The sequence below is a fragment of the Streptomyces sp. NBC_00299 genome (assembly GCF_036173045.1).
Lineage (GTDB): Bacteria > Actinomycetota > Actinomycetes > Streptomycetales > Streptomycetaceae > Streptomyces > Streptomyces machairae.
Window position 1 is genome coordinate 3,136,451 of record NZ_CP108039.1, and the last position, 25,572, is coordinate 3,162,022.

At 70.6% G+C, this 25,572-nt stretch carries 21 protein-coding genes; 8 read left to right on the forward strand and 13 right to left on the reverse strand.

The genetic code is table 11. The annotated features are described in order from the left end of the window. Positions 1-5: 5 nt before the first annotated feature. Together OHT51_RS13635 and OHT51_RS13640 are read right to left on the reverse strand one after the other, a co-directional pair. Complete coding sequence (locus OHT51_RS13635; protein ID WP_328879198.1) at positions 6-908, reverse strand: hypothetical protein; 903 nt, start codon at positions 906-908, stop codon at positions 6-8. A gap of 243 nt (positions 909-1,151) precedes the next feature. Then, entirely contained in the window at positions 1,152-1,874 is a 723-nt protein-coding gene (locus OHT51_RS13640; RefSeq protein ID WP_328879199.1) for a Crp/Fnr family transcriptional regulator, read from the reverse strand. A 433-nt stretch (positions 1,875-2,307) separates the two neighbouring features. On the opposite strand from OHT51_RS13640, the gene OHT51_RS13645 reads away from it, so the two are divergent. The 3 genes from OHT51_RS13645 to OHT51_RS13655 are packed head-to-tail and all read left to right on the forward strand — an operon-like array spanning position 2,308 to position 6,325. Next, positions 2,308-4,491, forward strand: coding sequence for an AAA family ATPase (locus OHT51_RS13645; RefSeq protein WP_328879200.1), 2,184 nt, complete (start codon positions 2,308-2,310; stop codon positions 4,489-4,491). Next, positions 4,488-5,753, forward strand: coding sequence for an McrC family protein (locus tag OHT51_RS13650; RefSeq protein ID WP_328879201.1), 1,266 nt, complete (start codon positions 4,488-4,490; stop codon positions 5,751-5,753). The genes OHT51_RS13645 and OHT51_RS13650 overlap by 4 nt, the downstream gene beginning before the upstream one ends. A gap of 14 nt (positions 5,754-5,767) precedes the next feature. After that, positions 5,768-6,325 carry a glycoside hydrolase family 25 protein gene (locus OHT51_RS13655; RefSeq protein ID WP_328423224.1) on the forward strand — a complete coding sequence of 186 codons (558 nt, stop codon included), beginning with the start codon at positions 5,768-5,770 and terminating at the stop codon, positions 6,323-6,325. A 72-nt stretch (positions 6,326-6,397) separates the two neighbouring features. Here the strand turns inward: OHT51_RS13655 and OHT51_RS13660 are convergent, their stop codons facing one another. After that, the gene (locus OHT51_RS13660; RefSeq protein ID WP_328879202.1) at positions 6,398-6,616 is read right to left on the reverse strand and encodes an EF-hand domain-containing protein; all 219 of its coding nucleotides are present in this window, start codon (positions 6,614-6,616) and stop codon (positions 6,398-6,400) included. Positions 6,617-6,779: 163 nt separating this feature from the next. Between OHT51_RS13660 and OHT51_RS13665 the strand changes: the two genes are divergently transcribed. Further along, a complete protein-coding gene (locus OHT51_RS13665; protein WP_328879203.1) occupies positions 6,780-7,415 on the forward strand; it encodes a GNAT family N-acetyltransferase in 636 nt (211 codons plus the stop codon). A gap of 3 nt (positions 7,416-7,418) precedes the next feature. On the opposite strand, the gene OHT51_RS13670 is transcribed toward OHT51_RS13665, so the two are convergent. The 6 genes from OHT51_RS13670 to OHT51_RS13695 all read right to left on the reverse strand — a co-directional run bounded on the left by OHT51_RS13670 (position 7,419) and on the right by OHT51_RS13695 (position 14,011). Next, positions 7,419-8,051: an ADP-ribosyltransferase gene (locus OHT51_RS13670; RefSeq protein WP_328879204.1), complete on the reverse strand. Its 633-nt coding sequence runs from the start codon at positions 8,049-8,051 to the stop codon at positions 7,419-7,421. Between the two features lie 91 nt (positions 8,052-8,142). Then, entirely contained in the window at positions 8,143-9,330 is a 1,188-nt protein-coding gene (locus OHT51_RS13675) for a YncE family protein (protein ID WP_328879205.1), read from the reverse strand. A 188-nt stretch (positions 9,331-9,518) separates the two neighbouring features. Next, entirely contained in the window at positions 9,519-10,022 is a 504-nt protein-coding gene (locus OHT51_RS13680) for an ATP-binding protein (RefSeq protein WP_328879206.1), read from the reverse strand. A 295-nt stretch (positions 10,023-10,317) separates the two neighbouring features. Then, complete coding sequence (locus tag OHT51_RS13685) at positions 10,318-11,085, reverse strand: enoyl-CoA hydratase/isomerase family protein (RefSeq protein ID WP_328879207.1); 768 nt, start codon at positions 11,083-11,085, stop codon at positions 10,318-10,320. A gap of 272 nt (positions 11,086-11,357) precedes the next feature. Beyond that, complete coding sequence (locus tag OHT51_RS13690; protein ID WP_328879208.1) at positions 11,358-12,599, reverse strand: L,D-transpeptidase; 1,242 nt, start codon at positions 12,597-12,599, stop codon at positions 11,358-11,360. 170 nt (positions 12,600-12,769) lie between these two features. After that, complete coding sequence (locus OHT51_RS13695) at positions 12,770-14,011, reverse strand: L,D-transpeptidase (RefSeq protein ID WP_328879209.1); 1,242 nt, start codon at positions 14,009-14,011, stop codon at positions 12,770-12,772. Between the two features lie 178 nt (positions 14,012-14,189). On the opposite strand from OHT51_RS13695, the gene glgX reads away from it, so the two are divergent. Together glgX and OHT51_RS13705 are read left to right on the forward strand one after the other, a co-directional pair. Then, complete coding sequence (gene glgX / locus OHT51_RS13700) at positions 14,190-16,445, forward strand: glycogen debranching protein GlgX (RefSeq protein WP_328879210.1); 2,256 nt, start codon at positions 14,190-14,192, stop codon at positions 16,443-16,445. Positions 16,446-16,554: 109 nt separating this feature from the next. Next, the gene (locus OHT51_RS13705) at positions 16,555-17,982 is read left to right on the forward strand and encodes a sulfatase family protein (protein ID WP_328879211.1); all 1,428 of its coding nucleotides are present in this window, start codon (positions 16,555-16,557) and stop codon (positions 17,980-17,982) included. Here the strand turns inward: OHT51_RS13705 and OHT51_RS13710 are convergent. From OHT51_RS13710 to OHT51_RS13725, 4 genes are read right to left on the reverse strand one after another with little or no spacing between them, the layout of a single operon-like run. Further along, complete coding sequence (locus OHT51_RS13710; RefSeq protein ID WP_328879212.1) at positions 17,979-18,626, reverse strand: response regulator transcription factor; 648 nt, start codon at positions 18,624-18,626, stop codon at positions 17,979-17,981. The two genes, OHT51_RS13705 and OHT51_RS13710, sit on opposite strands and share 4 nt — an antisense overlap. Further along, a complete protein-coding gene (locus tag OHT51_RS13715) occupies positions 18,619-19,872 on the reverse strand; it encodes a sensor histidine kinase (protein WP_328879213.1) in 1,254 nt (417 codons plus the stop codon). The genes OHT51_RS13710 and OHT51_RS13715 overlap by 8 nt, the downstream gene beginning before the upstream one ends. A gap of 24 nt (positions 19,873-19,896) precedes the next feature. Continuing rightward, positions 19,897-20,631 carry an ABC transporter permease gene (locus OHT51_RS13720; RefSeq protein WP_328879214.1) on the reverse strand — a complete coding sequence of 245 codons (735 nt, stop codon included), beginning with the start codon at positions 20,629-20,631 and terminating at the stop codon, positions 19,897-19,899. Further along, positions 20,628-21,593 carry an ABC transporter ATP-binding protein gene (locus OHT51_RS13725; protein WP_328879215.1) on the reverse strand — a complete coding sequence of 322 codons (966 nt, stop codon included), beginning with the start codon at positions 21,591-21,593 and terminating at the stop codon, positions 20,628-20,630. The genes OHT51_RS13720 and OHT51_RS13725 overlap by 4 nt, the downstream gene beginning before the upstream one ends. Before the next feature lie 206 nt (positions 21,594-21,799). On the opposite strand from OHT51_RS13725, the gene OHT51_RS13730 reads away from it, so the two are divergent. Both OHT51_RS13730 and OHT51_RS13735 read left to right on the forward strand, forming a co-directional pair. Further along, complete coding sequence (locus OHT51_RS13730; protein ID WP_328879216.1) at positions 21,800-23,647, forward strand: ABC transporter ATP-binding protein; 1,848 nt, start codon at positions 21,800-21,802, stop codon at positions 23,645-23,647. Continuing rightward, positions 23,644-25,536 carry an ABC transporter ATP-binding protein gene (locus tag OHT51_RS13735; protein WP_328879217.1) on the forward strand — a complete coding sequence of 631 codons (1,893 nt, stop codon included), beginning with the start codon at positions 23,644-23,646 and terminating at the stop codon, positions 25,534-25,536. Before OHT51_RS13730 ends, OHT51_RS13735 begins: the two co-directional genes overlap by 4 nt. The last annotated feature ends 36 nt before the right edge of the window (positions 25,537-25,572 follow it).

The window sequence follows — 25,572 nt, forward strand, 5'->3', positions numbered from 1 at the left end:
TCGGCTCAGCCCCTCCCCTGCTCGGCGCCGCGGCCGGTGTTCCGGCCGATGTGCACGTTGCCCTGGTACTCGTTGTCGTGGTGATGGGACATGTCGCCGATGACGTTGTAATGAATGCCGACGCCACCGGGCCGATGACCGGACATCGCGTCGCCCACGACCTCGAACTCGTCGTTGTCGTCGAACTCCTCGGCGTCGCCGAACTCGTCACCGCTGACGGCGTTCAGGGGGCCGCCGCCGGCAGCGGACGACGACGGTGAAGGTGACGGCGAAGGCGGTGCAGGGTCGGGTTCCGGGATCACCGGAGCGGTCCGCCCGGGCAGATGGAACCAGGCGGTGACCTCGCCCTCCTTCAGCTCCAGCCGGGCCGGCGAGTAGTGCGCGGGCTCGATGAACTTGCCGCCGGCGCCGACCACGTCGTCGTACAGGGACTGGGACGTCACCAGCACCAGGTCGGCCTTCTCGGCGTCGAGCAGCCGGCGGGCGACGGAGGAGTCGGCCAGCCTGCAGGCCAGGTCGACGGCGCGTCCGCTGATGCCCCGGCCGTCGTGCCGTACGGGACCGACATGCATGCCGATGCGCAGCCCGAGGGGCACGGCCAGGCCGCGGTTCTCGTCCCGCAGCTTCTCGTGCACCTCGATCAGCCACAGGCCGAGCAGCCGGCTCGCCGCGATCCGCCCCGGCACCGACAGCAGCACCCCGTCGCCGCGGTCCTCCAGGTGTACGGCGTCCCGCGCCACCTTGGCGTGGGCGAACGCCGTCTCCAGCACGCGGTAGATGCGCTCGCGCATCCGCACCTTGTCGACGTCGTCGTAGACGCCGGAACGCCTGGCGTCGACGCTGATCACCAACTCGTAGTGCGCTTCGGTGATGTCCAGAGCGTCGTGGTTCACCCGTGCCCCCTGCATGTTCCGTCCTTGCCGAAGAGTGGTTCGTCCTGCCGAAGAAGTGCTTCGTGGTGCCGAAGGGAGGTGGTTCGTCGTGCCGAAGAGAGGTCGTTCGTCCCGGCCAAGAGGTCGTTCGTCCCGCCGGGGAGGTGGTTCGTCCCGGCGAAGGCGTGGTCCGTCCTGCCGGAGAAACGCTCCGTCCCTTCAGCGTCGGGCCGGGGAGGAGTGGCGTCTGTAGCCGTTTACACACGGCGGGGCGCGGGTTTACTCCTGATGGCCGTCCGCGAGAAGGGCCAGCAGCGCGGGGTCGAGGATCTCGACCATGCGGTTGCCGGTACGGACGATGTGCTGCGTGCGCAGGAGGCGCAGGGCCTTGGCGACGGCTTCCCGGGTGGCGCCTATCGTGGCGGCCAGCTCGTCCTGGGCGAGGTGGACGACGGGGCCGGAGGCGGACGGGTCACTCGAAGGACCCGCTCCGGAGGGCGTGTACGGGCCGGCGGGTTCGGCTCCCGAGAGTTCGATGAGCCGGCTGGCCAGGCGCTGGAGCACGGTGAGCGAGGCGAGCGCGGACCGCTCCTGGTCGGCGCTGCGGAGGCGGAAGGTGAGCTGACGTATCACCAGGCCGCTGACCCTGGGATGCAGGGCGAGAAAACGACGAAACGCATCCCCGGATATGACCTGGGCCTCTATGGGGCCCAGCGCGCGCACGGTGGCGCTGCGGGGATGGGGGTCCAACGCGGCCATCTCCCCGAGGAGTTCACCCGGGCCGCGCAGGCCGAGTATCAGCCGAGTGGCCCCACGGTCCGTCACCACGGACACCGTCACCCACCCCCGCATGATGATCACGACATGACTGGACCGGTCGCCCTCCGTGAGGAGGTGGGCGTCGGCCTGGAAACGCTTCCGGCTGCCGAGGGCCATGACGCTCTCGCGCTCCTGGGCAGTCAGTGCAGAAGCGAATGCCAGCTCATTGCCGAGCAGTCCCATGGCCGGTCCCCCGCCGCATTCCGGACGCCTGGATTTTCGATGGGTGTAGATGCTGGCAGAGCGATGTTCCGGGTCGAGTGGATTGCGCCACACCGGGGGTACTGACCGGTACTTGAGGAATGCCAGGTAGATCACCCTGTCCTCGACATCCCGGTCGCACCACGCTCAGGGAGCGCACATCGCAGAGCGTGCGCCCCCTGTCTGCGCCTTTGAGAACGACCTTGAGGTCAAACCCGGCGCACGAACGACCGCCAGCCCCGGAGGCCGATAATCGGCCTACCAGGGAGGAGTTGGCGCAAACTCGGGTTTGTGGCGTGGATGCTTTGGTGGCGAGGTGGGGGCAATGTGAGCGGACGGTGAGTCGACCGATCCCGGGACGCCCGCCCAAAAGCCCTTCTAGGCTGGGCACTTCGAGCACGAGGGGGTGAGCGGCATGGCGGGACGGCCGGAGAGCGCCGCCGGGGTTGTGGCGGCGGTACAGCAGATCTTCCGGGGCGGGCTGCTGAGCGGGCGGTCGGCCATCGCGCGGGACCTGGAGTCGTGGACCGCGGCGACCGCCTCCGACTTGCGGGCCCGCTTCGTGGACCAGCCGGACTCGTCGTCGGACACGTTCCTCGTCAAGCTGCGGCGCCAGCTCGACGGCGCGCCCGCCGCGACGATCGCCCTCGCGGCCGAGCTGCTGTTCGTGAACATGGCCCCGCTGGTGCCCGAGCAGATCGGAATCAGGAAGAAGCTCCAGATCCTCGACGAGGTCCTGTCCTGGGCCGACCTGGATGCGACGGCGATCGATGTCGATCTGGAGACCTCGCTGACAGGCTTCCTGCACGGCGGACAGGGCTTTCTGAACTACCGGTGGGCGCAGTTCCAGATCCTGGTCCTGCTGGTGGAGCGGATCGCCGCGAGGCCCCTGCCGGAGCGGGAGGCACTGCTGAACGACCCGTGGGCCCTGCGGGACGAGTGCCTCGACGTGCAGCGGTCGGTGGGACACAAGAAGGGCCGCGCCCAGATCCACGTCCTGCTGTACACGCTCTTCCCGGCAACCTTCCAGCCGATCGCCAGCGCCTACCACAAGCAGGAGATCGTCAAGGCGTTCGCGGACGAACTCCCGCAGCCCTCCGGCGACGACGACCGCGACCTGCTGGAACTGCGCAGGACACTGGAGGAACAGACCGGCGAACACGTCGACTTCTACGACGAGCCGTGGGTACGCCGATGGCGCGCAGGAACCGTCGAGCACGAGCAGCGCGGCTGGCTGGTGCGCGGCTACAACGTCGACGGACGCAACTTCATCCCGGCCTGGATCGAGCACGGCTACTGCTCGGTCTCCTGGCGCGAGGTACCCGAGATCCCCGCCGGCTCCACCAAGCAGGAGGTCCAGCGGGCGGTCGCCGACGCCATGCCGGAGGCCAGCACCCAGATGCGCGGCCAGGCCGCGTACCAGCTGCACGTCTTCCTCACCGTCATGCAGCCCGGCGACCTCGTGGTCACCGTCACCCCCGACGAGGTCCACGTCGGTACGGTCCAGGGCCCGGCTACGTACGACCCCTCGGACGGCCTCGACAACGCCCGCCGCCGACGCGTGAGTTGGGCGACCGCCGGGCGGCCCCTCAACCGCGCGGAGCTGCCCGGGACGGTGCAGGCGCGCCTCCCGCTGCCGCCGACGGTGTACGACATCAGCAGCGTGGCCGCCGAGTTGGCGGAACGCGCGGGTCTGGAGGACGTCGTGGCCGAGGAACTCGTCGACGTCGACGTCACCAAGCCGCTCGAACTGCCCCCCGTCACCGAGGAACTCGCGACACGGCTGCTGATGCCGCTCGACTGGCTGCGGGAGACGGCCGAACAGCTCCACGACCAGGGCCAGCTCGTCCTGCACGGCCCGCCCGGCACCGGCAAGACCTACCTCGCCCGCGCCCTCGCCCGGCACCTGGCCGGCCCCGACCGGGTGGAACTCGTGCAGTTCCACCCCTCCTACACCTACGAGGACTTCTTCGAGGGGTTCCGGCCCGTGCGGGGCGAGGACGGCTCGGTGGTGTTCGACGTCCTGCCGGGGCCGTTCAGGCTGCTCGCCGAGCGTGCCGCCAAGGACCCGGCGAACCCGTACATCCTGATCATCGACGAGATCAACCGGGCCAACCTGGCCAAGGTCTTCGGCGAGCTGTACTTCCTGCTGGAGTACCGCGAGGAGCCGGTCACCACCCAGTACAGCCCGCACGACCCCTTCCACCTGCCGGGCAACCTCTTCCTGATCGGCACGATGAACACCGCCGACCGCTCGATCGCACTCGTCGACGCGGCCATGCGGCGCCGCTTCGCCTTCCGCCGGCTCTCCCCCGAACAGCCCCCGGTCCACGGCCTCCTGGACCGCTGGCTGCGCGACCGCGGCCTCCCCGGCACCCCCGCCCGGCTGCTGGACGAACTCAACGCGCGACTGGGCGACGCCGACCGCGCCATCGGACCGTCGTACCTGATGAGACGGGGCGTGGAGCGGCCCGAGGTGCTGGACCTCGTCTGGCGCACCCAGATCCTGCCCCTGCTGGAGGACCAGCTGTACGGCACGGGAGTCGACGTGGAGAAGGAGTACGGCCTCGACTCCCTGCGCACGGCGCTCGACTCGTGACCCACCTGAGCCTGGAGGTACGGGAGACCGGCCCCGGCACCGTCCGGGACCTGACCGCCGACCAGGTCGCCGGCCTCCTCCGGGTGCCGGGGCTGCTGCGGCTGACCCCGGCGGCGGGCGGCCGATGGCGACTGACCGGCAACCAGAAGGTCGGCCTCGTCCGGCTGCGCACCCCGGCCGGCGAGGCGATCCGGCTCCACCTGCGCCCCAAACTGGCCGTCCACGACCTGCTGTTCCTGCTCACCTACTCCCCCACCGACCCCTGGCACCCGGACGACGTCACGGCCGCCGCCTCGAACGATCTGCTGCCGGCCCTCGCGGAACTGCTCGCCCGCACCGCACGCCGCACCCTGGACGCCGGGGTGCTGCACGGCTACCGCACGGTCGAGGAGGAACTGCCCCTGCTGCGCGGCCGGATCCGCACCGCCGACCAACTGCGCCGCGTGGGCATGCCGCTCCCCGTCGCGGTCCGCTACGACGACCACACCCCGGACATCGCCGAGAACCGCATCCTGCTCGCCGCCCTGCACCTCGCCGCCCGACTCCCGGGCGTCCCCGTCCGCACCACCCTCACCCTGCGCCACCTCGCCGACCACCTCAGCGGCGTCCAGCCACTGCCCCCCGGCGCACCCCTGCCGCGCTGGACCCCGACCCGCCTCAACTCCCGCTACCGACACGCACTGCGCCTGGCGGAGCTGCTGCTGTCGGCACGTTCCGTACGCCCGGACGGCGAGGCGACCGTAACGATGGAGGGCTTCCTCCTCGACCTGCCGAAGGTCTTCGAGCGCTTCCTGGAGGACACACTGCGCGCGGCCCTGTCCCCCCGGGGCATCCGATGCGCCGCCCAGGAGGGTTACCACCGCCTCGACGAGGCCGGGCAGGTGCGCTTCCGGCCGGACCTGGTGCTGTACCGCTCCGGCCACCCGGTCTCGGTCGTGGACGCGAAGTACACCCACCTCGACGCCACGCCCCGCACCGAGCACATGTTCCAACTGCTCGCCTACTGCACGGCACTCGGCCTCCACCAGGGCCACCTGGTGTACGCGGCCGCATCCCAGGGCTCCCCGAGTGCCCCCACCCACCACACCATCCGCCGGGCCGGGATCACGGTCACGACCCACACCGTGGACCTGGCCCAACCCCCCGCGGACCTCCTCGGCACGGTCACGGCGCTGGCGGCACGAATAGCGATGTTCTGCCCCCACGAAGGAGGGGCATACACCAATTCCAACTCCCATCCCCCCACTGACACTGACACTTGAAGGAGCCTCCCCCCATGCTCCGCGGCATCGATGTAAGCGCGTACCAGTCCTCGTCCTACGACACGGACGGCCTTTCCTTCGTCTTCATCAAAGCGACGGAGGGCCGCTCCTACATCAACCCCAAACTCACCGCCCAGACCAAACGCGCCCGCGACGCCGGCCTGGTCGTCGGCTTCTATCACTTCCTCTGGCCCGGCAACCTCTCCGCCCAGGCCGACTACTTCGTCAGCAAGGCCCCCGAGAAGGCGGGCGACATCCTCGCCGTCGACTGGGAGACGACGAGCGAGGGGACGCATGCGAGCAATGCGGAGAAGGACCTGTTCATCCGGAAGGTGAAGGAGAAGCGGCCGAACAATCCGGTCGTCTTGTACTGTAACCGCAATTACTGGCTCAATGTGGACACCACGTCCTACGCCGGCGACGGCCTCTGGATCGCCGACTACGTGACCGCGGGCAAGCCCCGCATCCAGGCCAAGTGGCGCTTCCACCAGTACACGGACAACCCGCTGGACAAGAACGTGGCGAACTTCGCGAGCAAGGCGGCTCTGCGCGAGTGGGCCGAGAACGCCTGACGGCCGTTCCGGCGCCGGACGTGACGAAGGGGTGCCGTCCGCCGTGCAGGCGGTCGGCACCCCTCCCTCACGTCACTTGTTCAGGTGGGACCAGAACTCGTCGAACGACAGCAGCTTGTCGCCGTTGAGGTCGCGGCTCTTGATGATCGCCTCGGCGACCGCCTCGGTCACGTTCCAGTCGCCGCCCTGAGCGAGGGCGGACTTGAACTCGGCGGCGGTGATGGTGCCGTCCCCGTCCGCATCGATGCGCTCGAACTGCTTGCGTGCTTCCTCGATGTCGATGTGCGCCACCGGTCCGCCCCTTCACTCGCGTTTTGCTCGCGTCTGTCGTGTTGTGCTGGCATGCTGCCGCAGGTCAGATTAACCGCCCGCCGGCGCCTCCAGCGCGGCGACCACCAGGCGAACTCCGTGCGTGCGCCGATGCGGGCAGGTCAAGGGGCAGGACGGGGCGGCCGTGGCGGAGACCTTGCAGGAGATTCTGGAGGCGGTGGCACGAGGTGTCTTCCCGCCCGAGGACGGCCGTACGACGGTCGTGCCCCAGCCCTCGGCCCGGAACGCGGGCGTCCTGGCCTTCACGGCGCATTCCGTCGTGTTCACGGACGAGGATCCGGACTGGGTGTACGCCGCACTGCGCGACGTCGGCTGCGACGCGCTGGCGGCGCCGATGAACCCGCGCTTCCTGGCGGCGCTCATGGAGCGGACGGGGCGTGTGTCGGAGACCATCGACGCGGTCCTGGTCGGCTCCCCGCTGCCGGGTGAGCCGCCGCTCGCGCTGAAGGAGATCGAGGACGCCGAGCACCCTCGGATCGTCTACGCCCGACGCCGGCGGGACGACGTACGCGCGTGGACGGTGGAGGGCGGCGTGCTGGTGACGGGGCGCGGGGTCGCGGGCCGCCTGGAGGTCTCGGTCGAGGTGGACGAGGGCGTACGGCACCGGGGGCTGGGGCGGCTGCTGGTGAGCGCGGCCCGGCATGTCGTCACGGAGCCGCTGTGGGCGCAGGTCGCGCCGGGGAACGCCCGCAGTGTGCGGGCGTTCCAGGCGGCCGGCTACCGGCCGGTCGGCGCGGAGCTGTTGCTGCACGCCTGGTAGGCGTCAGTGCCAGGCCTCGAAGTGCGGGTTGCTCCGGCAGTCGCTCATGATCTCGACCTTGGTGGTCTTGTCCACCGGGCAGGCGCCGATGACGTACTTCCGGTCGATGCCGCCGGGGAAGGCGACCTCCACCTGGTCGGCCCATTTGTGGGTGTCGCCGATGGTCTTGTTGACGTCGATGCCGCCGGGGGCGTCGATGTAGTAGTTCCAGCCCGACTTCCACCACTTCTTGTAGAGGTCGTGGTCGTAGGTCGTGGAGACGTACGGGGAGGCCTGGTTGACGAGGACGTACTGCTCCAGGTCGTACTGGCCGTCGACGACGTCCCTGGGCCGGAAGCCCTCCTCGAAGACGATGACCGGGCCGCGGCCGTCGGCCCGGTAGAGCGTGCCGCAGCCGGTGCGCCAGGCCGGTTCGGGGGTGATCCGGTCGACGTCGACGCGGCGGTCGGCGGCGGCCTTGATCGGGTCGTCGTACTGGACGGGACAGGCGGCGGCCGGGGCAGGGGCGGCGACCCTGACGGCGGCCACGCGAGCCGGTGCGGGGGACTCGGGAGCCGTGGCGGCGGTCGTGGCGAGGACGGCCGAGAGGGACAGGACGGCGGCAGCGGCCCGCCGCCGCAGGCTAGTTGAGATCATGGGAAGCACGATCCCGGGCCCGTGACAGCGGGCCTTGGATCGTCACCCGTACGGCGGCGTGTCCGCTGAACGCCCGTCAACTGGCTTTCCGTCAGCGGAAGATGCCCGTGTGGCCGAGGGAGTAGCGGCCCGGCTGCGGGTAGACGGCGAGGCCGTGCGGGCCGCTGCCGACGGAGACGCGGGCGAGCTGTTCGCCGGTGCGGGTGTCGATGGCGTACACCTCGGAGTCGTAACGCCCCGACAGCCACAGCACCTTGCCGTCCGCGGAGACGCCGCCCATGTCGGGGCTGCCGCCGTCGGGGAGGTGCCACTTCTTGGTGATCTCGTTCTTGGTGAAGTCGAAGACGGAGACGGTGCCCTCGCCGCGGTTGGACACGTACATCTCGCGGGAGTCGCGGCTGACGTAGAGGCCGTGGCAGCCCTTGCCGGTGGGCAGGAGGGTGGGTTCGGTGAACTTGTCGCCGTCCAGGACCCACATGCCGTGGGCCATCATGTCGGCGATGTAGAACCGCTTGCCGTCCGGTGAGACCTTGACGTCCTGCGGCATGGCCCCGTCGAAGGGCAGTTTCTGCTGTCCGACGACCTTCATCTTCTCGGTGTCGACCTTCAGCAGCTCACCGCTGAACTCACAGGACACGATGAAGTACCTCCCGTCCAGGGAGAAGTCGGCGTGGTTGACGCCGTAACAGGTGACCGGCTCGGTCCTGAGCCGCTTCATGGTGTGCGGGTCGCGGAAGACGAGTTCACGGTCGAGGGAGGCCATGACGATGGCGTACTTGCCGTTGGGCGTGAAGTAGAGGTTGTAGGGGTCGTGGACCTCGACCTCCTTGCCCGCCTTGCCGGTCTTCGGGTCGATGGGGGTGAGGGTGTGGCCGCGGTTGTTGTTGACCCAGAGGGTCTTCAGGTCCCAGGACGGGACGACGTGCTGGGGCTGGCGGCCCACGGGGATGGTCTCGACGATCTCGTACGTCTTCGGGTCGATGACGGAGACGGTGTCGGACTCGGTGTTCGGGACGTAGACGCGGGACGGGAAGTCCTTGACGACGGGGGAGAGCTTGTTGGGGCGGTCGGCGGCGTACACGTCCTTGGGGTCGAGTACGGGGGGCATGCCGGGCAGTCCCTGGACGGTGTCCTTCTTCGCCGGGGCGGGGATGGCGGCCTGGGTGCCGTGGCGGGGGTCCGTGGAGGGGCGGCTCTTGTCCTTGGGGGGCTCTGTGCCGCAGGCGGCGAGGGCTAGGAGGCTGATGCCGGCGAGGAGGGTGCGGTGGGTCAGGTTCATCGGCAGGTCTTCCGGGGGGGCTGGGAGGGCGGCGACTGCGACTATTTAATGAGCATTGGGTGGGAAAACGTGTTATTTACCCAATGACGGGGTTACGCGGGTCGCCGTCGACCAGTTGATTCCGCATCGAACGCCGGACGGGCAGGGGGCCGCGCCGCCGTACCGGGCTGAACCGCCGGAGGCAGCTGTCAGCGGTCCGCCACTCGCATCTCGAACCACGTCGTCTTGCCGCGCGGCAGCAGGTCCACGCCCCAGCGGTCGGAGAGTTTGTCGACCAGGAACAGGCCCCGGCCGCTGATGTCCATCTCCTGGACCGGCATCAGACAGGGCAGCCCCCGGGACGGGTCGCGGACCTCGATGCGGATCCAGCCACGGCGGCGGCGCATGCGGAGACCGAAGACGCGGGCGCCGGTGTGGCGGACGGCGTTGCCGACCAGTTCCGAGACGAGCAGGACGGCGTCCTCCGTCATCTTCGGGGTCAGGCCCCACTGACGCAGGACCACCACCTGCGTAAGTCGTCGCGCCGTGGCGGCCGACTCCGGGCGGGAGGGGAGCGGAACCTCCGCCTCCGTGGGATTGCCGAACAGCTCAAGCGCCTTCGCAGCAGTTTCGTCCTCGACCGCCGGCGACCAGCGCGCCGCAGTCGCACGGCCGTGTCCCCGCGGCTGTTCGATACCCTCCAGCCCCGCCATGCCCCCATCATGGCCGCCCGCGGGGCCCTCGGGGGCCGTTCCGGAGGAATACATCCCCCGGAAGCGGTCATTCCGCAGGACCCGGTTGGCATATGACGGGGGCAGTTCGGAGCCGTCCACAGCCCAGCCGACCTGCGACGAAGGGTCGGTTGGCGGCAATCGACAGGCTCCCTCGACAAGGCACGCTTAAGGCTGCCTTAAGGCTGCCATAAACCGCCCCATCGAGGGACCCGGATCAGACGTCCTGTCAATTGCAAGTGGTTCGGCGGAGTTTCAGTCCCGGATTTCCCGACGGTCAGAGGAACTTGGCCTTGCCCGGCCCCTCCTCCACGAAGCTCCGCATACCCCGCTCCCGGTCCTCCGTGGCGAACAGGCCCGCGAACCAGCCCCGTTCGACCGCGAGGCCCGTCTCGATGTCCGTCTCCAGGCCCGTGTCGATCGACTCCTTCGCGGCACGCAGCGCGATCGCCGGCCCCTGAGCCAGCTTCGCCGCCCAGGCGTGCGCCTCGGCGTAGACCTGGTCCGGCGCCACCACGCGGTCCACGAGGCCCAACTCCCGGGCCTCGTCAGCCTTCACCATACGGCCCGTGAAGATCAGGTCCTTCGCCTTCGACGGGCCGATCAGCCGGGCCAGCCGCTGGGTGCCGCCCGCGCCCGGGATCAGGCCGAGCAGGATCTCCGGCTGGCCCAGCTTGGCGTTGTCCCCGGCGATCCGGAAGTCGGCGCACAGCGCCAACTCGCAGCCACCGCCGAGTGCGTAGCCCGTCACCGCCGCGACCACCGGCTTCGGGATCCGGGCCACCGCCGTGAACGACTCCTGCAGGGCCCGGGCGCGCAGGACCATCGCCGCATGGTCCATGGCCTGCATCTCCTTGATGTCCGCGCCCGCCGCGAACACCTTCTCCCCGCCGTAGATCACCACGGCCCGTACGTCATCACGACGGCCCGCCTCCTCGGCGAGTTCCTTGAGCCGGTCCTGGGTGGCGACGTCCAGCGCGTTCATCGGCGGGCGGTCGAGACGCAGGGTGCCGACGCCTTCGGCGACTTCGAGATTCACGGTCATGCCAGCAGGTTAACGGGGACTAACGGCCACTGCTCAGGTGCGGTCGATCACACTCGGCCGGGGGTCTGGGGGGTGTCCCCCAGGCAGACACAGCACGGGGACCAACGGCAAGGGCTGGAGTGCGGTCAGTCACACACGGCCGGGTTCCGGGGGTTGCCCCCAGGCAGACACAGCACGGGGACCAACGCGGTCGGCCCCGGTGCCGTACCTCGCAGCGAGGTCGTGCACCGGGGCCGTACGTCAGCGTCGTGGCCGTAGGCCATCACATGGCGCTACGCCTTCCACTTCTCCCACGACATGTTCCAGCCGTTGAGGCCGTTCTCCGGGGCCACCGTCCCGTCCGCGGAGTTCTTCACGACCACTACGTCGCCGATCATCGAGTGGTTGTAGAACCACGCCGCCGGGGTGTCCTTGCTCCACGCGCCCTTGACGTCGCGCAGGCCGACGCAGCCGTGGCTGGCGTTGGTGTTGCCGAAGGCGCCGCCGGCCCAGTAGTTGCCGTGGATGAAGGTGCCGGAATCGGTCAGGCGGATGGCGTGCGGCACGTCCTTGATGTCGTACTCGCCCTCGTAGCCGACCGTGTCGCCGTTCATGCGGGTCTGGACGAACTTCTCGGTCATGACCATCTGACCGTTCCAGGTCTCGTACCCGGGCGCGCCGGTGGTGACGGGGATGGTCTTCACGACCTTGCCGTCCTGCATGACCTTCATCTTCTTGGCCTTGGCGTCGACGACCGAGACCTGGTTGCGGCCGATGGTGAAGGTGACCTTCTTGTCCTGCTCGCCGTAGACGCCGTCGCGGCCCTCGACGCCGTCGAGGTTGAGGTCGACCGTGACCTTCGTGCCGGCCTTCCAGTACTTCTCGGGCCGGAAGTCGAGGCGGTCGTTGCCGAACCAGTGGCCCTCGACCTCGACGGCCGGCTCGGTCTTGATGGTGATGGCCCTCTCGACGTCCTCGGGGCTGGTGATGCCCCGGTCGAAGCGGATCGAGAACGGCATTCCGACACCGACCTTGGAGCCGTCCTCGGGGGTGAACCGGCCGAGGAAGGTGTTCTTCGGTGTCAGGGTGGTGAAGTCGGCCTCCTTGGCGGCCTTCAGGCCGTCGGAGTCCTTGGCGACCGCGTGCACCGTGTACGTGGTGGCGGCGGCGAGGTGCGTGGACGGCGTCCAGGTGGCGCCGTCGCCGGATATCTTCCCGGCTATCGCGTTGCCCTTGGTGTCCTTGACCTCGACATCCGTCAGCCTGCCCTTGGCCGCGGTCACCTTCAGCGCCCCGCTGGTCTCGACGGACTTGGCGCCGTCCCCCGGGGCTATGGTCACGACGGCGCTGGACTTCTTGGCCTCCGCGGTGGAGGAGTCGCCGCCCTTGCCGTCACCGGCCCCGGAGTCCGATCCGCCGCCCCCGCCGCACGCGGTGACGGCGAGCAGCAGCACTCCGGCCATCGCCGTCAGCCCCTTGCGCCCACGCCTCCCGCGCGCGTCAACCGACGCCCCCGATATCGGCCGCACGTTCAAGTCTTTCTCCCCTCCCCCGGGCCTGGTCAGGCCCGCGCGCCCGCGCATTTGCCACGCGCATCGGCGCATATTAACCACAAGGCCAGGGCGCCGACGCCGCGCGTTTGTCACCGTTCCGTTCCAACATCGACGGACGGTCGGCCGGGCGGCCAACCCACCCCCCTGTCCTGTTACTTCACCGCACTCCCCGTCTTCCACTCCTTCCAGCCCATATTCCATCCTCCGAGGCCATTGTCGGGAGCGACCTTTTTGTCGTTGCTGTGGACGACCTCGACGACGTCCCCGACCAGGCTGCGGTCGAAGAACCAGCCCGCCGGCGTCTCCGAACCGCCGCCCTTGACGTCCCTGAGCCCCACGCATCCGTGGCTGACATTGCTCCGTCCGAAGATGGAGGCGTCCGCCCAGTAGTTGCCGTGCAGGAAGGTGCCGGAGTTGGTCAGGCGCATGGCGTGCGGGACGTCCGGGATGTCGTACTCGCCCTTGCCGTCGGCCTTCTTGAAGCCGACCGTGGCGCCGTTCATCCGGGTCAGTTCCAGCATCTCGGTGACCACCATCTTGCCGTTGTAGGTGGTGTTCTTCGGAGCGCCGGCCGTGATCGGCACGGTCGTCAGGAGCTCGCCGTCGCGCCGGACCTCCATGGTGTGCTTGGCCGCGTCGACGACGGAGACCTGGTGGCGGCCGACGGTGAAGGAGAACGTCTTGTACTGCTGCCCGTACACTCCGGGCGCCCCTTCGACGTCCCGCAGCCGCAGCGCGACGGTGACCTGGGTGCCGGGCTTCCAGTAGTGCTCGGGGCGGAAGTCGAGGCGGCCCGGGCCGAACCAGTGCGGGCGGATCTCCACGTCGGGTTCGGCGGTGACCTGGATGGCACGTTCGACGGCGGCGCGGTTCTCGATCTCGCGGTTGAAGTCCAGGGAGACGATCATTCCGGTGCCGACGGTGGAGCGGTTCTCCGGGGCGACGTACCCGATGAACCGCTCCTCGGGGACGTACGTGGTGAAGGTCGTGTGCCGTGCGCTGCGGCGTCCGTGGCCGTCGACGGCCACCGCGTCGATCGTGTACTTGGCGGCCAGCGCGAGCGCGGGGTCCTCGGGCTCCCAGCGCCGGCCGTCCGCGGAGATGTGCCCGGGCACCGGGGTGTCCTGGGCGTCCTGGGACTTGACGACCTTCACCGACTCCAGGCGTCCGCTGAGCACGCGGACCAGCAGCGGGTCGTCGGGGCGGGCGCCCTTGGACTCGTCGTCGGGCGTGACCCGGATGACGTCCTCGGGTGCCCGGGGTTTGCCCAGCGTCCGGTCCGTGCCACCGCCGTCCGAAGTGCAGCCGGCAGCACCTGCCAGCAGTCCTGCCCATGTCAGTACGGCGGCCAACACGGCCCTCGCGCGCCGCGCGCGCCCTTGTACGTGCCTCACGAAGACCCCAACGACCGGGGTGGCCCTGGGGAAACGTGAGTGCGAGCCCGGCGGTGGGCAGAACAGTGGGGAGGACGACGCGATGGGGAGCCGCGGACCGGGACACTGTGGGCTCTCTTCCCTGTGCGTGTGTATGCGTGTGTGTGCGTGTGGTCCATGAGCCGTGGGAGGCCGACAGGTGTCGAGCGCAGCCGAGCAGGAGGCGGTGGCCGGGGCGGTCGCCGCTGAGGAGGGGCGCCCGGCCGCCGTCGTGAACGGGGCGCAGCGCAAGACCCCTGCCGTGCCGGTGTGGCCGGGCGCGCCGATGCCGCTCGGCGCTCGCTTCCGGGTCGGCCCGGACGGGGTGGCGGGCACCAACTTCGCGCTGTGGGCGGGGGGCGCGGAGGCCGTCGAGCTGTGTCTGTTCGACGCGCAGGGCAAGGAGACCCGGGCCCGGCTCACCGAGCTGACGCACGAGATCTGGCACGGCTTCGTGCCGGGGATCATGCCGGGCCAGCGCTACGGCTACCGGGTGCACGGCCGCTGGGACCCGTGGACCGGGGGCCGCTGGAACCCGGCGAAGCTGCTTCTCGACCCGTACGCCCGGGCGGTGGACGGCGACTTCAGTCTGCCGCCCGAGGTGTACGGGCATGTCCGCGACTGGCCCCAGCAGCATGTCGCCGACACCGTGCGCGACGACCGGGACTCGGCGCCGTACGTCCCGAAGGGCGTGGTCGTCCACGACGACGCCCCCGACGACGAGTGGATGGACGACCGACGGCCGAAGACGCCGTGGGCGGACTCGGTGATCTACGAGGTGCATGTACGGGGCTTCACCGAGATGCATCCGGGGATACCGCAGGAGCTGCGGGGCACGTACGCCGGGCTCGCGCATCCGGCGGCGATCGAGCACCTGGTGAAGCTGGGGGTGACGGCGGTGGAGCTGCTGCCGGTGCACCAGTTCGCGCACGAGGACCATCTGCTGCGCAAGGGTCTGCGCAACTACTGGGGCTACAACTCCATCGGCTACTTCGCCCCGCACGCGGGCTATGCCGCCTCCGGTACGACCGGTCAGCAGGTCGGCGAGTTCAAGGCGATGGTGCATGCGCTGCACGCGGCCGGGATCGAGGTCATCCTCGACGTGGTCTACAACCACACCGCGGAGGCGGGCGAGCTGGGCCCGATGCTGTCGCTGAAGGGCATCGACAACCGGGGGTACTACCGGTTGCAGTCGGACGCGCGCAGGTACGCCGACTACACGGGCTGCGGCAACACGCTGCACGTCGTGCAGCCGCACGTGCTCCGCCTCATCACCGACTCGCTGCGCTACTGGGTGACCGAGATGGGCGTGGACGGCTTCCGTTTCGACCTGGCGGCGGCGCTGGCCCGCTCCATGCACGACGTCGACATGCTCTCGCCGTTTCTCGCCGTGATCGCGCAGGATCCGGTGCTGCGGCGGGTGAAGCTGATCGCCGAGCCGTGGGACGTGGGTTCGGGCGGCTACCAGGTGGGCGCGTTCCCACCCCTGTGGACGGAGTGGAACGACCGCTACCGCAATGCCGTGCGGGACTTCTGGCGGGGCGCGCTGCCGGACGTACGGGACCTGGGGTACCGGCTGTCGGGGTCGAGCGACCTGTACGCGTGGGGCGGACGGCGGCCGTACGCCTCGGTCAACTTCGTGACGGCGCACGACGGATTCACGCTGCGGGACATGGTGTCCTACGAGCGCAAGCACAACGAGGCGAACGGCGAGGGCAACCGGGACGGCTCGAACGACAACCGGTCCTGGAACTGCGGGGCCGAGGGCGAGACGGACGACGAGCGCGTGCGGGCGCTGCGGCGCCGGCAGTTGCGGAACCTGCTGACGACCCTGCTGCTGTCGACGGGCGTGCCGATGCTGGTCGCCGGCGACGAGCTGGGGCGCACGCAGCGGGGCAACAACAACGCCTACTGCCAGGACAACGAGATCAGCTGGCTGGACTGGGGTCTGCTGGAGGACCCGGGCTGGAAGGCCCTGTTCGACCTGACGGCCCGGCTGATCGAGCTCCGCCACCGGCATCCCGTGCTGCGCCGCCGCGCCTTCTTCTCGGGGCGGGCCCATTCGGCCGACGGCCTGCGGGACCTGGCCTGGTTCACCCTGCGCGGCTCGGAGATGACGGAACGGGACTGGTACGCCCCCGCCGCCACGCTGGGCATGTACCTCTCCGGCCGGGACATCCCGGGCCGCGACGAGCGGGGGGCGCCGATCCTCGACGACAGCTTCCTGGCCGTCCTGCACGCCGGCGACCGTCCGGTGACCTTCGTCCTGCCGGGGCCGCCGTGGGCGGAGCGGTACGAGGTGGTCGTCGACACGTCAAGGGAGGAGCAGGGGGAGGCGCCGGGGGTGGAGCACCGGGCGGGGGTGGCGATCACGGTGCCGGCGCGGGCCGTGCTGCTGCTGCGGGTGCTCGACTGACTGCGCGCGGTTTGCTGAGGTGGCGGTTTGCTGAGGTGGCGTTGCAGTCGCGTGAACTACGCGCCGGTTTCCTGGTCACGGGGCTCGGCCCGCTGATCGACTGAGAGGCATGCCCGAGATTTCCCGCCGTGCCTTCGGTGGTCTCGTCGGCGGCGGCGCCGTGACCGCCGTCGCCGCCACGGCCACCCCCGCAGCTGCCGCCGAGCCCGTCGAAGCCGCCCCCGCCGAGCGCCCGTTCAAGGCCCGCCGCCCCGGCGCGTCCGGCAGGCGCCCCAACATCCTGGTCATCCTCGGCGACGACCTCGGCTGGGCCGACCTGTCCTCGTACGGCGCCCCGCACATCAGGACCCCGAACCTGGACCGGCTGGCCCGGCAGGGGGTGCGGTTCACGAACGCGTACTCCGGCTCCGCGACCTGCTCGCCGACCCGGTTCAGCCTGTACACCGGGCGCTATCCGGGCCGTACGCCGGGCGGGCTCGCCGAGCCGATCGCCAACAGGGCGCAGGGGCTGGACCCCAACCACCCCACCCTGGCCTCGCTGCTGAAGAAGGCCGGCTACGCCACCGCGCTGATCGGCAAGTGGCACTGCGGCTGGCTGCCCGACTACAGCCCCACCAAGTCCGGCTGGGACGAGTTCTTCGGGAACTTCGGGGGCGTCCTGGAGTACTTCTCCAAGCTCGGCCAGCTGGGCACGTACGACCTGTACGAGGGCGACGCCGAGTACAAGGACCTGCGGTACTACACGACCGTGCTGACCGAGCGGGCCGTCGAGTACGTGAGCCGGGACCACGACGACACGCCGTGGCTGCTCAATCTCAACTTCACCACCCCGCACTGGCCCTGGCTCGCGGAGGGGGACGAGGAGACCGGTGCCGAGATCGAGGCGAAGATCCGGGCCGCGAAGAGCCAGGCGGAGGTCAGCCGGGCGCTGAACCACTACGACGGCGGCTCGGTCGAGAAGTACGCGCAGATGGTGGAGAGCCTCGACGCGGCCGTCGGCGAGGTGCTCGACGCCCTGCGCCGGTCGGGACAGGAACAGAACACCGTCGTGCTGTTCGCCAGCGACAACGGGGGCGAGCGCTACTCCTACAACTGGCCGCTCAGCGGGGAGAAGTTCGTGCTGCTGGAGGGCGGCATCCGCGTGCCGTCGATCCTGCGCTGGCCCGCCCGCATCGACGGCCGGCAGGTCAGCGACGAGCCGGTCTTCTCCCCCGACTGGACGGCGACCCTGCTGGAGCTGGGCGGGGCGCGGCCCGACCCGGCGTATCCGCTGGACGGCACCAGCCTCGCGGGCTACCTGCTGCGCGGCGCGGAACTGCCGGAGCGGGACCTGTTCTGGCGGGTGCGGGCCAACCGGGCCCTGCGGCGCGGCGACTGGAAGTACTACCGGGACGAGAAGGGCACCGACCACCTCTACGACCTCGGCGCCGACCAGCGGGAGCAGGCCGACCTGGCACCCGACAAGCCGGAACTGCTGGCGGAGCTGAAGACGTCCTGGGAGCGGATCGCCTCCGGTCTCCTGCCCTATCCGGGCTAGCCCAGAATCCCCCGCTGGTACGCCGTGGCCACCGCCGCCGCCCGGTCCTTGACGCCCAGCTTGGCGTAGAGGTGGGTGAGGTGGGTCTTCACGGTCGCCTCGCTGATGAAGAGTTCGCGGGCGATCTCGCGGTTGGACGTGCCCTTGGCGACGAGGGCCAGTACCTCGCGCTCGCGGGCTGAGAGCGGCTCGTTGCCGGCGGCCTTCGGGGCGCGGACCGCGGAGACGAGGCGGGAGGCCACGGCCGGGGAGAGGACGGTGCGGCCCTCGGCGGCCGCGCGTACGGCTGTGAACAGGTCGTCGCGCGGGGCGTCCTTGAGGAGGTAGCCGGTGGCGCCCGCCTCGATCGCCGGGAGGGTGTCGGTGTCCGTGTCGTACGTCGTCAGTACGAGGACCTTCGCGCGGGCGCCACGCCGGGTCAGCTCGGCGATCGCGTCGACCCCGCCGCCGCCCGGCATGCGCAGGTCCATCAGGATCACGTCGGGGTCGAGGGCGGCGGCCTTCTCGACCGCTTCCAGCCCGTCGGCGGCCTCGCCGAGGACGTGGAAGCCGGGCGCGGACTCGAACATGCCGCGCAGGCCGTCCCGTACGACGGGATGGTCGTCGACGATCAGCAGGGAGATGGACGCCTCGTCACTACTCATGGCGCACCAACGGTACGCGAGCCGACACGGCAGTGCCGTGCCCCGGCTCGGACTCGACGGTGAGGGAACCGGCCATGCGTTCGGCGCGGGCGCGCATGCCGGCGAGGCCGAAGCCGCCGGCGTGGCTGCGCTCGGGCAGAGCAAGCGGATCGAAGCCCCGGCCGTCGTCGCGGATGTCGAGGATCACCTCGTCGCCGAGGAAGGACAGGGTGACACCCACCCGGGTCGCGCGGGCGTGCCGGGAGGTGTTGGAGAGGGCCTCCTGGGCGATCCTCAGCAGCGTCGCCGAGAGTTCGTCGTGGAGTTGCTCCGCGGTGCCGGTGACCGTGAACTCGGCGCGTACGCCGGTCCGTTCGGCCCATTCGGCGACCGTGCTCTTCAGGGCCTCGGGCAGTCCGTCGTTCTCCAGGGCGACGGGGGCGAGGTTGTGCACCGAGCGGCGGGCCTCGCCGAGGCTGTGGCGGGCGAGGGCGGACGCGCGGTAGAGGTGGGTGCGGGCGGTGGGCAGGTCGGGGGCGTTCGCGACGACCTGGAGCTGGGCGATGATGCCGGTCAGGCCCTGGGCGATGGTGTCGTGGATCTCGGCGGCGAGCCGCCGGCGCTCGTCGGCGACGCCGGCCTCGCGGGCCTGGACGAGGAGTTGGGCGTGGAGGGCGGCGTTCTCGTCCAGCGCCTGCTGGAGTGCCGTGTTGGTGCGTTCGAGTTCGGCGATGGTCTCGGCGCGGGCGCGGGAGCGTTCCTCCTGCTGCGAGGTGAGGTGGCCGACCACGGTCAGGATGACGTTGTTGACCACCAGGAGCGCGCCGAACACCACCCACTGCACGGGCTCCTTGAACGGCAGTCCCCCGGCCTGGGCGCCCGAGACGGCGATGGAGCAGACGAATGGGCCGATCCACGGCAGGCGCCGCCCGCGCAACAGCTCCTCGGAGTCGAAGTAGCCGGTGACCGCGTAGAAGGCGAAGAACGGATTCAGCCAGGTGAGCGCGAAGCCGAGGGCCCAGCGCACGGTGTAGTACACGCCGCCGGCGGTGGACGGGCCCGGACGGGTGCGGCTCGCGCGGACCCACCACAGCTGGAGTGCGAACCCCGCGGCGACCAGTCCCGCGACCGCGATCCGTTCCGCCGTGCCCGGCGTCAGCTCGGCGGTGGCGACCGACAGCAGCGTGGCGAACGCGAGCAGCCCGTACGGCCCCTTGCTGCGGATCAGCTCCCAGCGCCGCTCGATGTCGGTGTCCACCGCGGTCATCCCACCAGTCTGCACGTCCGGCCCCTACTCCCAGCGGAACCAGCGCGCGGCCGCCAGCGACAGCAAGGCCGTCCAGGCGGCCATGACGCCGAGGTGGCCCCAGCCGGGCCAGTCCCCCGCCGTGGCCTGGTTGAGGGCCTGCGCGGCGGCGCCGAACGGCGTCAGCCCCACCACGTCGGCCATGACGTCGGGCATCGCCTGCACCGGCAGCCACACCCCCGCGCAGAACAGCATCGGGAAGAACACCGCCGTGCCGACGGCACCCGCGATCTTCACGGTCCGGGACACCGCCGAGATCACGGACCCCAGCGCCAGCGCGGCGAGGACCGCCAGCACGAGGGCGAGCAGATAGCCGTACGGCTGTCCGGGCAGTCGTACGTCGTAGGCGAGCCGCCCGACCGTGAGCGCCAGCAGCGCCGAGAGGACGGCGGCCAGGGCGTGGACCAGCATCTGTGCGGACAGCAGCGCCGACGGCCGGACCGGGGTCGTGGACATGCGGCGCAGGATGCCGTGCTCCCGGTAGCCGGTGAGGCCCGCCGGCATCGACTGCACACCGGCGACGATCATGCCGACCAGCACGGTCACGGGGACGTACGTGTCGACGATGCGCAGGCCGTCGAGCCCTTCCTGGGGCTCGCGGAAGGCGGGGACGGCGCCCAGGACGGCCAGCAGCGCGGGCGGGAAGACGAGGATCCAGAAGAGGCTGCCCGGTTCGCGGGCGAGCAGGCGGGCCTCGGTGCGCAGTACGGCGGTGTTCATGGCGTGGTCTCCGTGAGGTCGTCCGTCTTCGTCGGGTCCGTCTCCGTCAGGTTCGTCTTCGTCAACTCCGTCTCCGTCAGGTCCAGGAAAGCGTCGTCCAGCGTGGCGTCGCTGACGCGCAGCTGGTGGGCGGTGATGCGGTGGCGGGCGAGCAGGGTGATCACGGCGTTGACCGTGTCGTCGCTGCCGGCCAGGGTGACCCGGCCGTCCTTGTACGCGACGGAGGCCAGCGCGGGCAGGGCGCTCAGCTCCTGTTCGTCCAGCGGCGCGGACGGCGTGAACGTGATCACCGTGGCGCCCGCGGAGCGGCGGATCAGCCCGGCCGGGGTGTCCAGGGCTGCGATCCGCCCCTTGTCGATCACGGCGATCCGGTCGCAGAGCCGCTGCGCCTCCTCCATGAAGTGGGTGACCAGCAGGACGGTCACCCCGCTGTCCCGCACCTCCTCGATGAGCTGCCAGGTGTCCCGGCGGGCCCGCGGGTCGAGGCCGGTGGTCAGCTCGTCGAGGACCACGATCCGAGGGTTGCCGATGAGGGCCAGCGCGATGAACAGCCGTTGTTTCTGGCCGCCGGACAGCTTGCCGAAGCGGGCGCCGAGCCGGTCGGTCAGGCCCAGACGCTCGGCGAGCGGGCGCCAGTCGGCGGGGTTCGGGTAGAAGGCCGCATACAGCTGGAGCGCCTCGCGCACGGTGAGTTTCTCCTGGAGGCGGCCCTCCTGGAGCTGGGCGCCGAGGACCTGCGTGACGCGGTCGTGGTCGGCGACGGGGTCGAGGCCGGTGACCCGGACGCGGCCCGCGTCGGGGACGCGCAGGCCCTCGACGCACTCGACGGTGGTGGTCTTGCCGGCGCCGTTCGGGCCGAGGATGCCGAAGATCTCGCCCTCGTCGACGGCGAACGAGACACCGTCGACGACGGTTCGGCCGCCGTAGGACTTGCGCAGATCGGTGACTTCGATGACGGACATGGCATCAGGGTCGCGGCGGGGCGGGGGCCGGCACATCGGCCGTCGCGCTCGAAGCGGCATCGGCCGATCGGTTGATGCCGCCGTGCGACCCCACGCCCTCGGTCTGTACGACCCCTCGAACACGCAGGTCGTAGGACCAGCGGCCGATCGCGGACCGGCCAAAACTCGGTGGGCAGTGTCAGTGCCGATCCGTAGGCTCGCTGCTGATGGTGACGACACGTGCAACCGCCGAGGACAGCCCTGACCGTACCGACCGAGCCGACCGTTCCGCCGTGCGGACGCTGTTGCGTCTGTGGCCGTATGTGCGGCCCGTGCGGGTGCGGTTGTTCACCGCGGCGTTCGTGGCGGTCGTCGCCTCCTGTCTGTCGCTGGTCATTCCGCTCGTCCTGAAGTGGATGGTGGACGGTCCCGTCGCCGACCGGGATCCGGCCGGGGTCTGGCTCGGGGCGCTGTATCTGCTGCTGCTCGGGGTCGCGGAGGCGTTGCTGTTCGGGCTGCGGCGGTGGCTGGTGGCCCGACCGCTGGCCGGCGTCGAGGCGGGGATGCGGGCGGATCTGTACCGGCATCTGCAGCGGCTGCCGGTGGCGTTCCACGACCGGTGGGCGTCGGGCCAGCTGCTGTCGCGGGGCACGACCGACCTGATGCTGCTGCGGATGTTCCTCGCGTTTCCGCTGACGTTCCTGCTGGTCAACGCCGTGACGATCCTCGTCGGCGTGATCATCATGCTGCTTCAGGACTGGACGCTCGGGCTGGTGATCCTGATCCCGGCGGTGCCCGTGATGGTCACCTGCGTGATCTTCGAGAAGCGGTACGCCACGGTGGCGCGCCGCGCGCAGGACCAGGTCGGCGATCTGACGACGGTCGTCGAGGAGAGCGTGCTCGGCATCCGGATCATCAAGGGGTTCGGCCGGCACCGCAGCCAGGCCCGGGCGTTCCGCGAGCTGTCACGGACCCTGCGCGGCACGGAACTGCGCAAGGCCCGGCTGCTGGCCGCGATCTGGGGTGTCATCGTGACGCTGCCCGAGGTGGCCATCGGGGCGGCACTGGTGCTGGGCGCGATCCAGGTGGCGGACGGTCAGCTGTCGGCGGGCACGCTGGTGGCGTTCCTGTCGACGGCACTCGCGCTGCGCTGGCCCGTCGACTCGATCGGCTTCCTGCTGGCGATGAGCCAGGAGGCGGCGACGGCCACGGAGCGGTACTTCGAGGTGATGGACGCCGAGCAGGAGCAGCCGACCGCGGCCGGTACCACCGCGCCGGCCGTCACCGCTACGGCTACGGCTACCGCTACCGGCTCAACGGGGCTCAAGGACAAGGGACTCCGCTTCCACGACGTCTCGTTCCGCTACCCCGACGCCCCGACCGACTCGCCTCCCATCCTCACCCGCATCGACCTCCACATCCGAACCGGCGAGTCCATGGCCCTGGTCGGCGCGACGGGCAGCGGCAAGACCACCCTCACCGCCCTGGTCCCCCGCCTCCACGAGGTGACATCCGGCCACATCACCCTGGACGGCAAGGACATCGCCGAGCTCCCCAGAGACACGCTGCGCGAACTCGTCGCCGTCGCGTTCGAGGAGCCGACCCTCTTCTCGGCCAGCGTCGCGGAGAACGTGCTGATGGGGGCCTCGGACGGCGCGGGAGAACCCGAGTTGGAACGGGCGCTCGCCGTCGCGCAGGCCGACTTCGCGCACGCCCTGCCGCACGGCACCGGCACCCAGGTCGGCGAGCAGGGCCTCAGCCTCTCCGGCGGCCAGCGGCAGCGACTGGCGCTCGCGCGCGCGGTGGTCGGCAGGCCCCGCTTCCTGGTGCTGGACGACCCCTTGTCCGCCCTCGACGTGCACACCGAGGCCGCCGTCGAGGCCGCCCTGCGGGACGTGCTCGCGGAGACCACCGCTCTGATCGTCGCCCACCGCCCGTCCACCGTGCTCCTGGCGGACCGCGTCGCCCTGCTCTCCGGCGGCCGCATCGCCGCCGTCGGCACCCATCACGAACTGCTGCGCACGAACGCCGAATACGCCCACCTCATGGCCGGGACCGAGGAGGCCGACCGATGACGGCGACGACCGCCACCGCACCGGACAGGGAAGAGCCGGACAGGGAAGAGCCGGACAAGGAAGAGCCGGCCGGGAAAGGGCCCCAATCCCCGCGGCCCGACGACCCCTTCGACCACGACGTCCTGCCCACTCCGCCGGGCGCCACCACCGCCCTGCTGCGCTCCCTGCTCGCCCCCATGAAGGCGCGAGTCGCCGTGACCACCCTGCTCCTGCTGCTCCAGCAGGCGGCGGTGCAGGCGGGCCCGCTGCTGGTGGCGTACGCGATCGACACGGCCGTACCGGCGTTCCGCCGCGCCGATCTCGGGCCGCTGGTCGCGGTCGGGGCCGGCTATCTGCTGTGCGCGGTGGCGTCGGGCGTGCTGCAGTACGCGTTCATCCTGCTCTCCGCCCGGGTCAACCAGGACGTGCTGCTCGACCTGCGCGGCCGTATCTTCCGCCACGCCCAGGCCCTGAGCCTCGACTTCCATGAGCGCTACACGTCCGGGCGGCTCATCTCCCGCTCCACGACGGACGTGGAGTCCCTGCGGGAGCTGCTCGACGAGGGCCTTCAGGAGCTCGTCACCGTCATCCTCTCCTTCGTCTACATCTCGGCGATGCTGCTCTGGCTCGACCTCGGCCTCGGTGCGGTCGCCGTGGCCTCCTTCGCGCCGCTGTACCTCCTCGTACGGCGCTACCGGCGGCGCGCGGCGCGCGTGTACACCGTGCGGTCCACCGCGATCGCCGCCGTGATCGTGAAGTTCGTCGAGACGATGAACGGCATCCGCCCGGTGCGCGCCTTCCGCCGCGAGGCCGTGAACGACGCCGGCTTCCGGGTTCTCAACACCCGGCACGAGCGGACGAACGGCGACGCGCTGCTGGAGATGGCCCGTTACGTCGTCGGCTCCCGCCTCGTCGCCAACACGGCCGTCGCGGGGATCGTGCTGTGGGGTGCCTACCGGGTCGCGGGCGGCACGCTCGCCCTCGGTGTGCTGGCGGCGGCCGTGCTCTATCTGCGGCGGCTGTACGACCCGATCGACCGGCTCGGCATGTTCCTCAACTCGTACCAGTCGGCGGCGGCCTCCCTGGAGAAGATCGCCGGACTGCTCGCCCAGACCCCGTCCGTGCCCGAGCCGCAGGCACCCCGGCAGCTTCCGGCCCTCGAGTCGGAGCACCCCGGCCGCGAGGTCGTCTTCGACGGCGTCCGGTTCGGCTACCGCACCGGCGGCGAGGTGCTGCCCCGCTTCGACCTCACGTTCCCGGCCGGGCAGACGGTCGCGGTCGTCGGCTCCACGGGCGCGGGCAAGTCGACGCTGGCCAAGCTGCTCGCCCGCTTCTACGACCCCTCGGACGGCCGGGTCCTCCTCGACGGCGTCGACCTGCGCGAGCTCGCCGTGCCCGAGCTGCGGCGCGGGGTGGTGATGGTGACGCAGGAGGCGTTCCTGTTCTCCGGCACGGTCGCCGAGAACATCGCCATCGGCCGCCCCGATGCCACCCGCGAGGAGATCGAGCAGGCGGCGAAGGCCATCGGCGCGCACGACTTCATCAGCTCGCTCCCCGACGGCTACGACACCGACGTCCGCAAGCGGGGCGGCCGTATCTCCGCCGGTCAGCGCCAACTGGTCGCGTTCGCCCGGGCGTTGCTCGCGGACCCGGCCGTGCTGATCCTCGACGAGGCGACCAGCTCCCTCGACATCCCCGGCGAACGGGCCGTGCAGCGCGCGATGTCGACGGTGCTGCACGGGCGTACGGCAGTCGTCATCGCCCACCGGCTGTCCACGGTCGAGATCGCGGACCGCGTGCTGGTCATGGAGGACGGGCAGATCGTCGAGGACGGCACTCCGGCCGAACTCGTCGCGGGGACCGGCAGGTTCGCGGATCTGCATCGGGCGTGGCGGGACAGTCTGGCGTAGTCGAGCGGCACGAGGAACGACGAACGGGGCACGGGC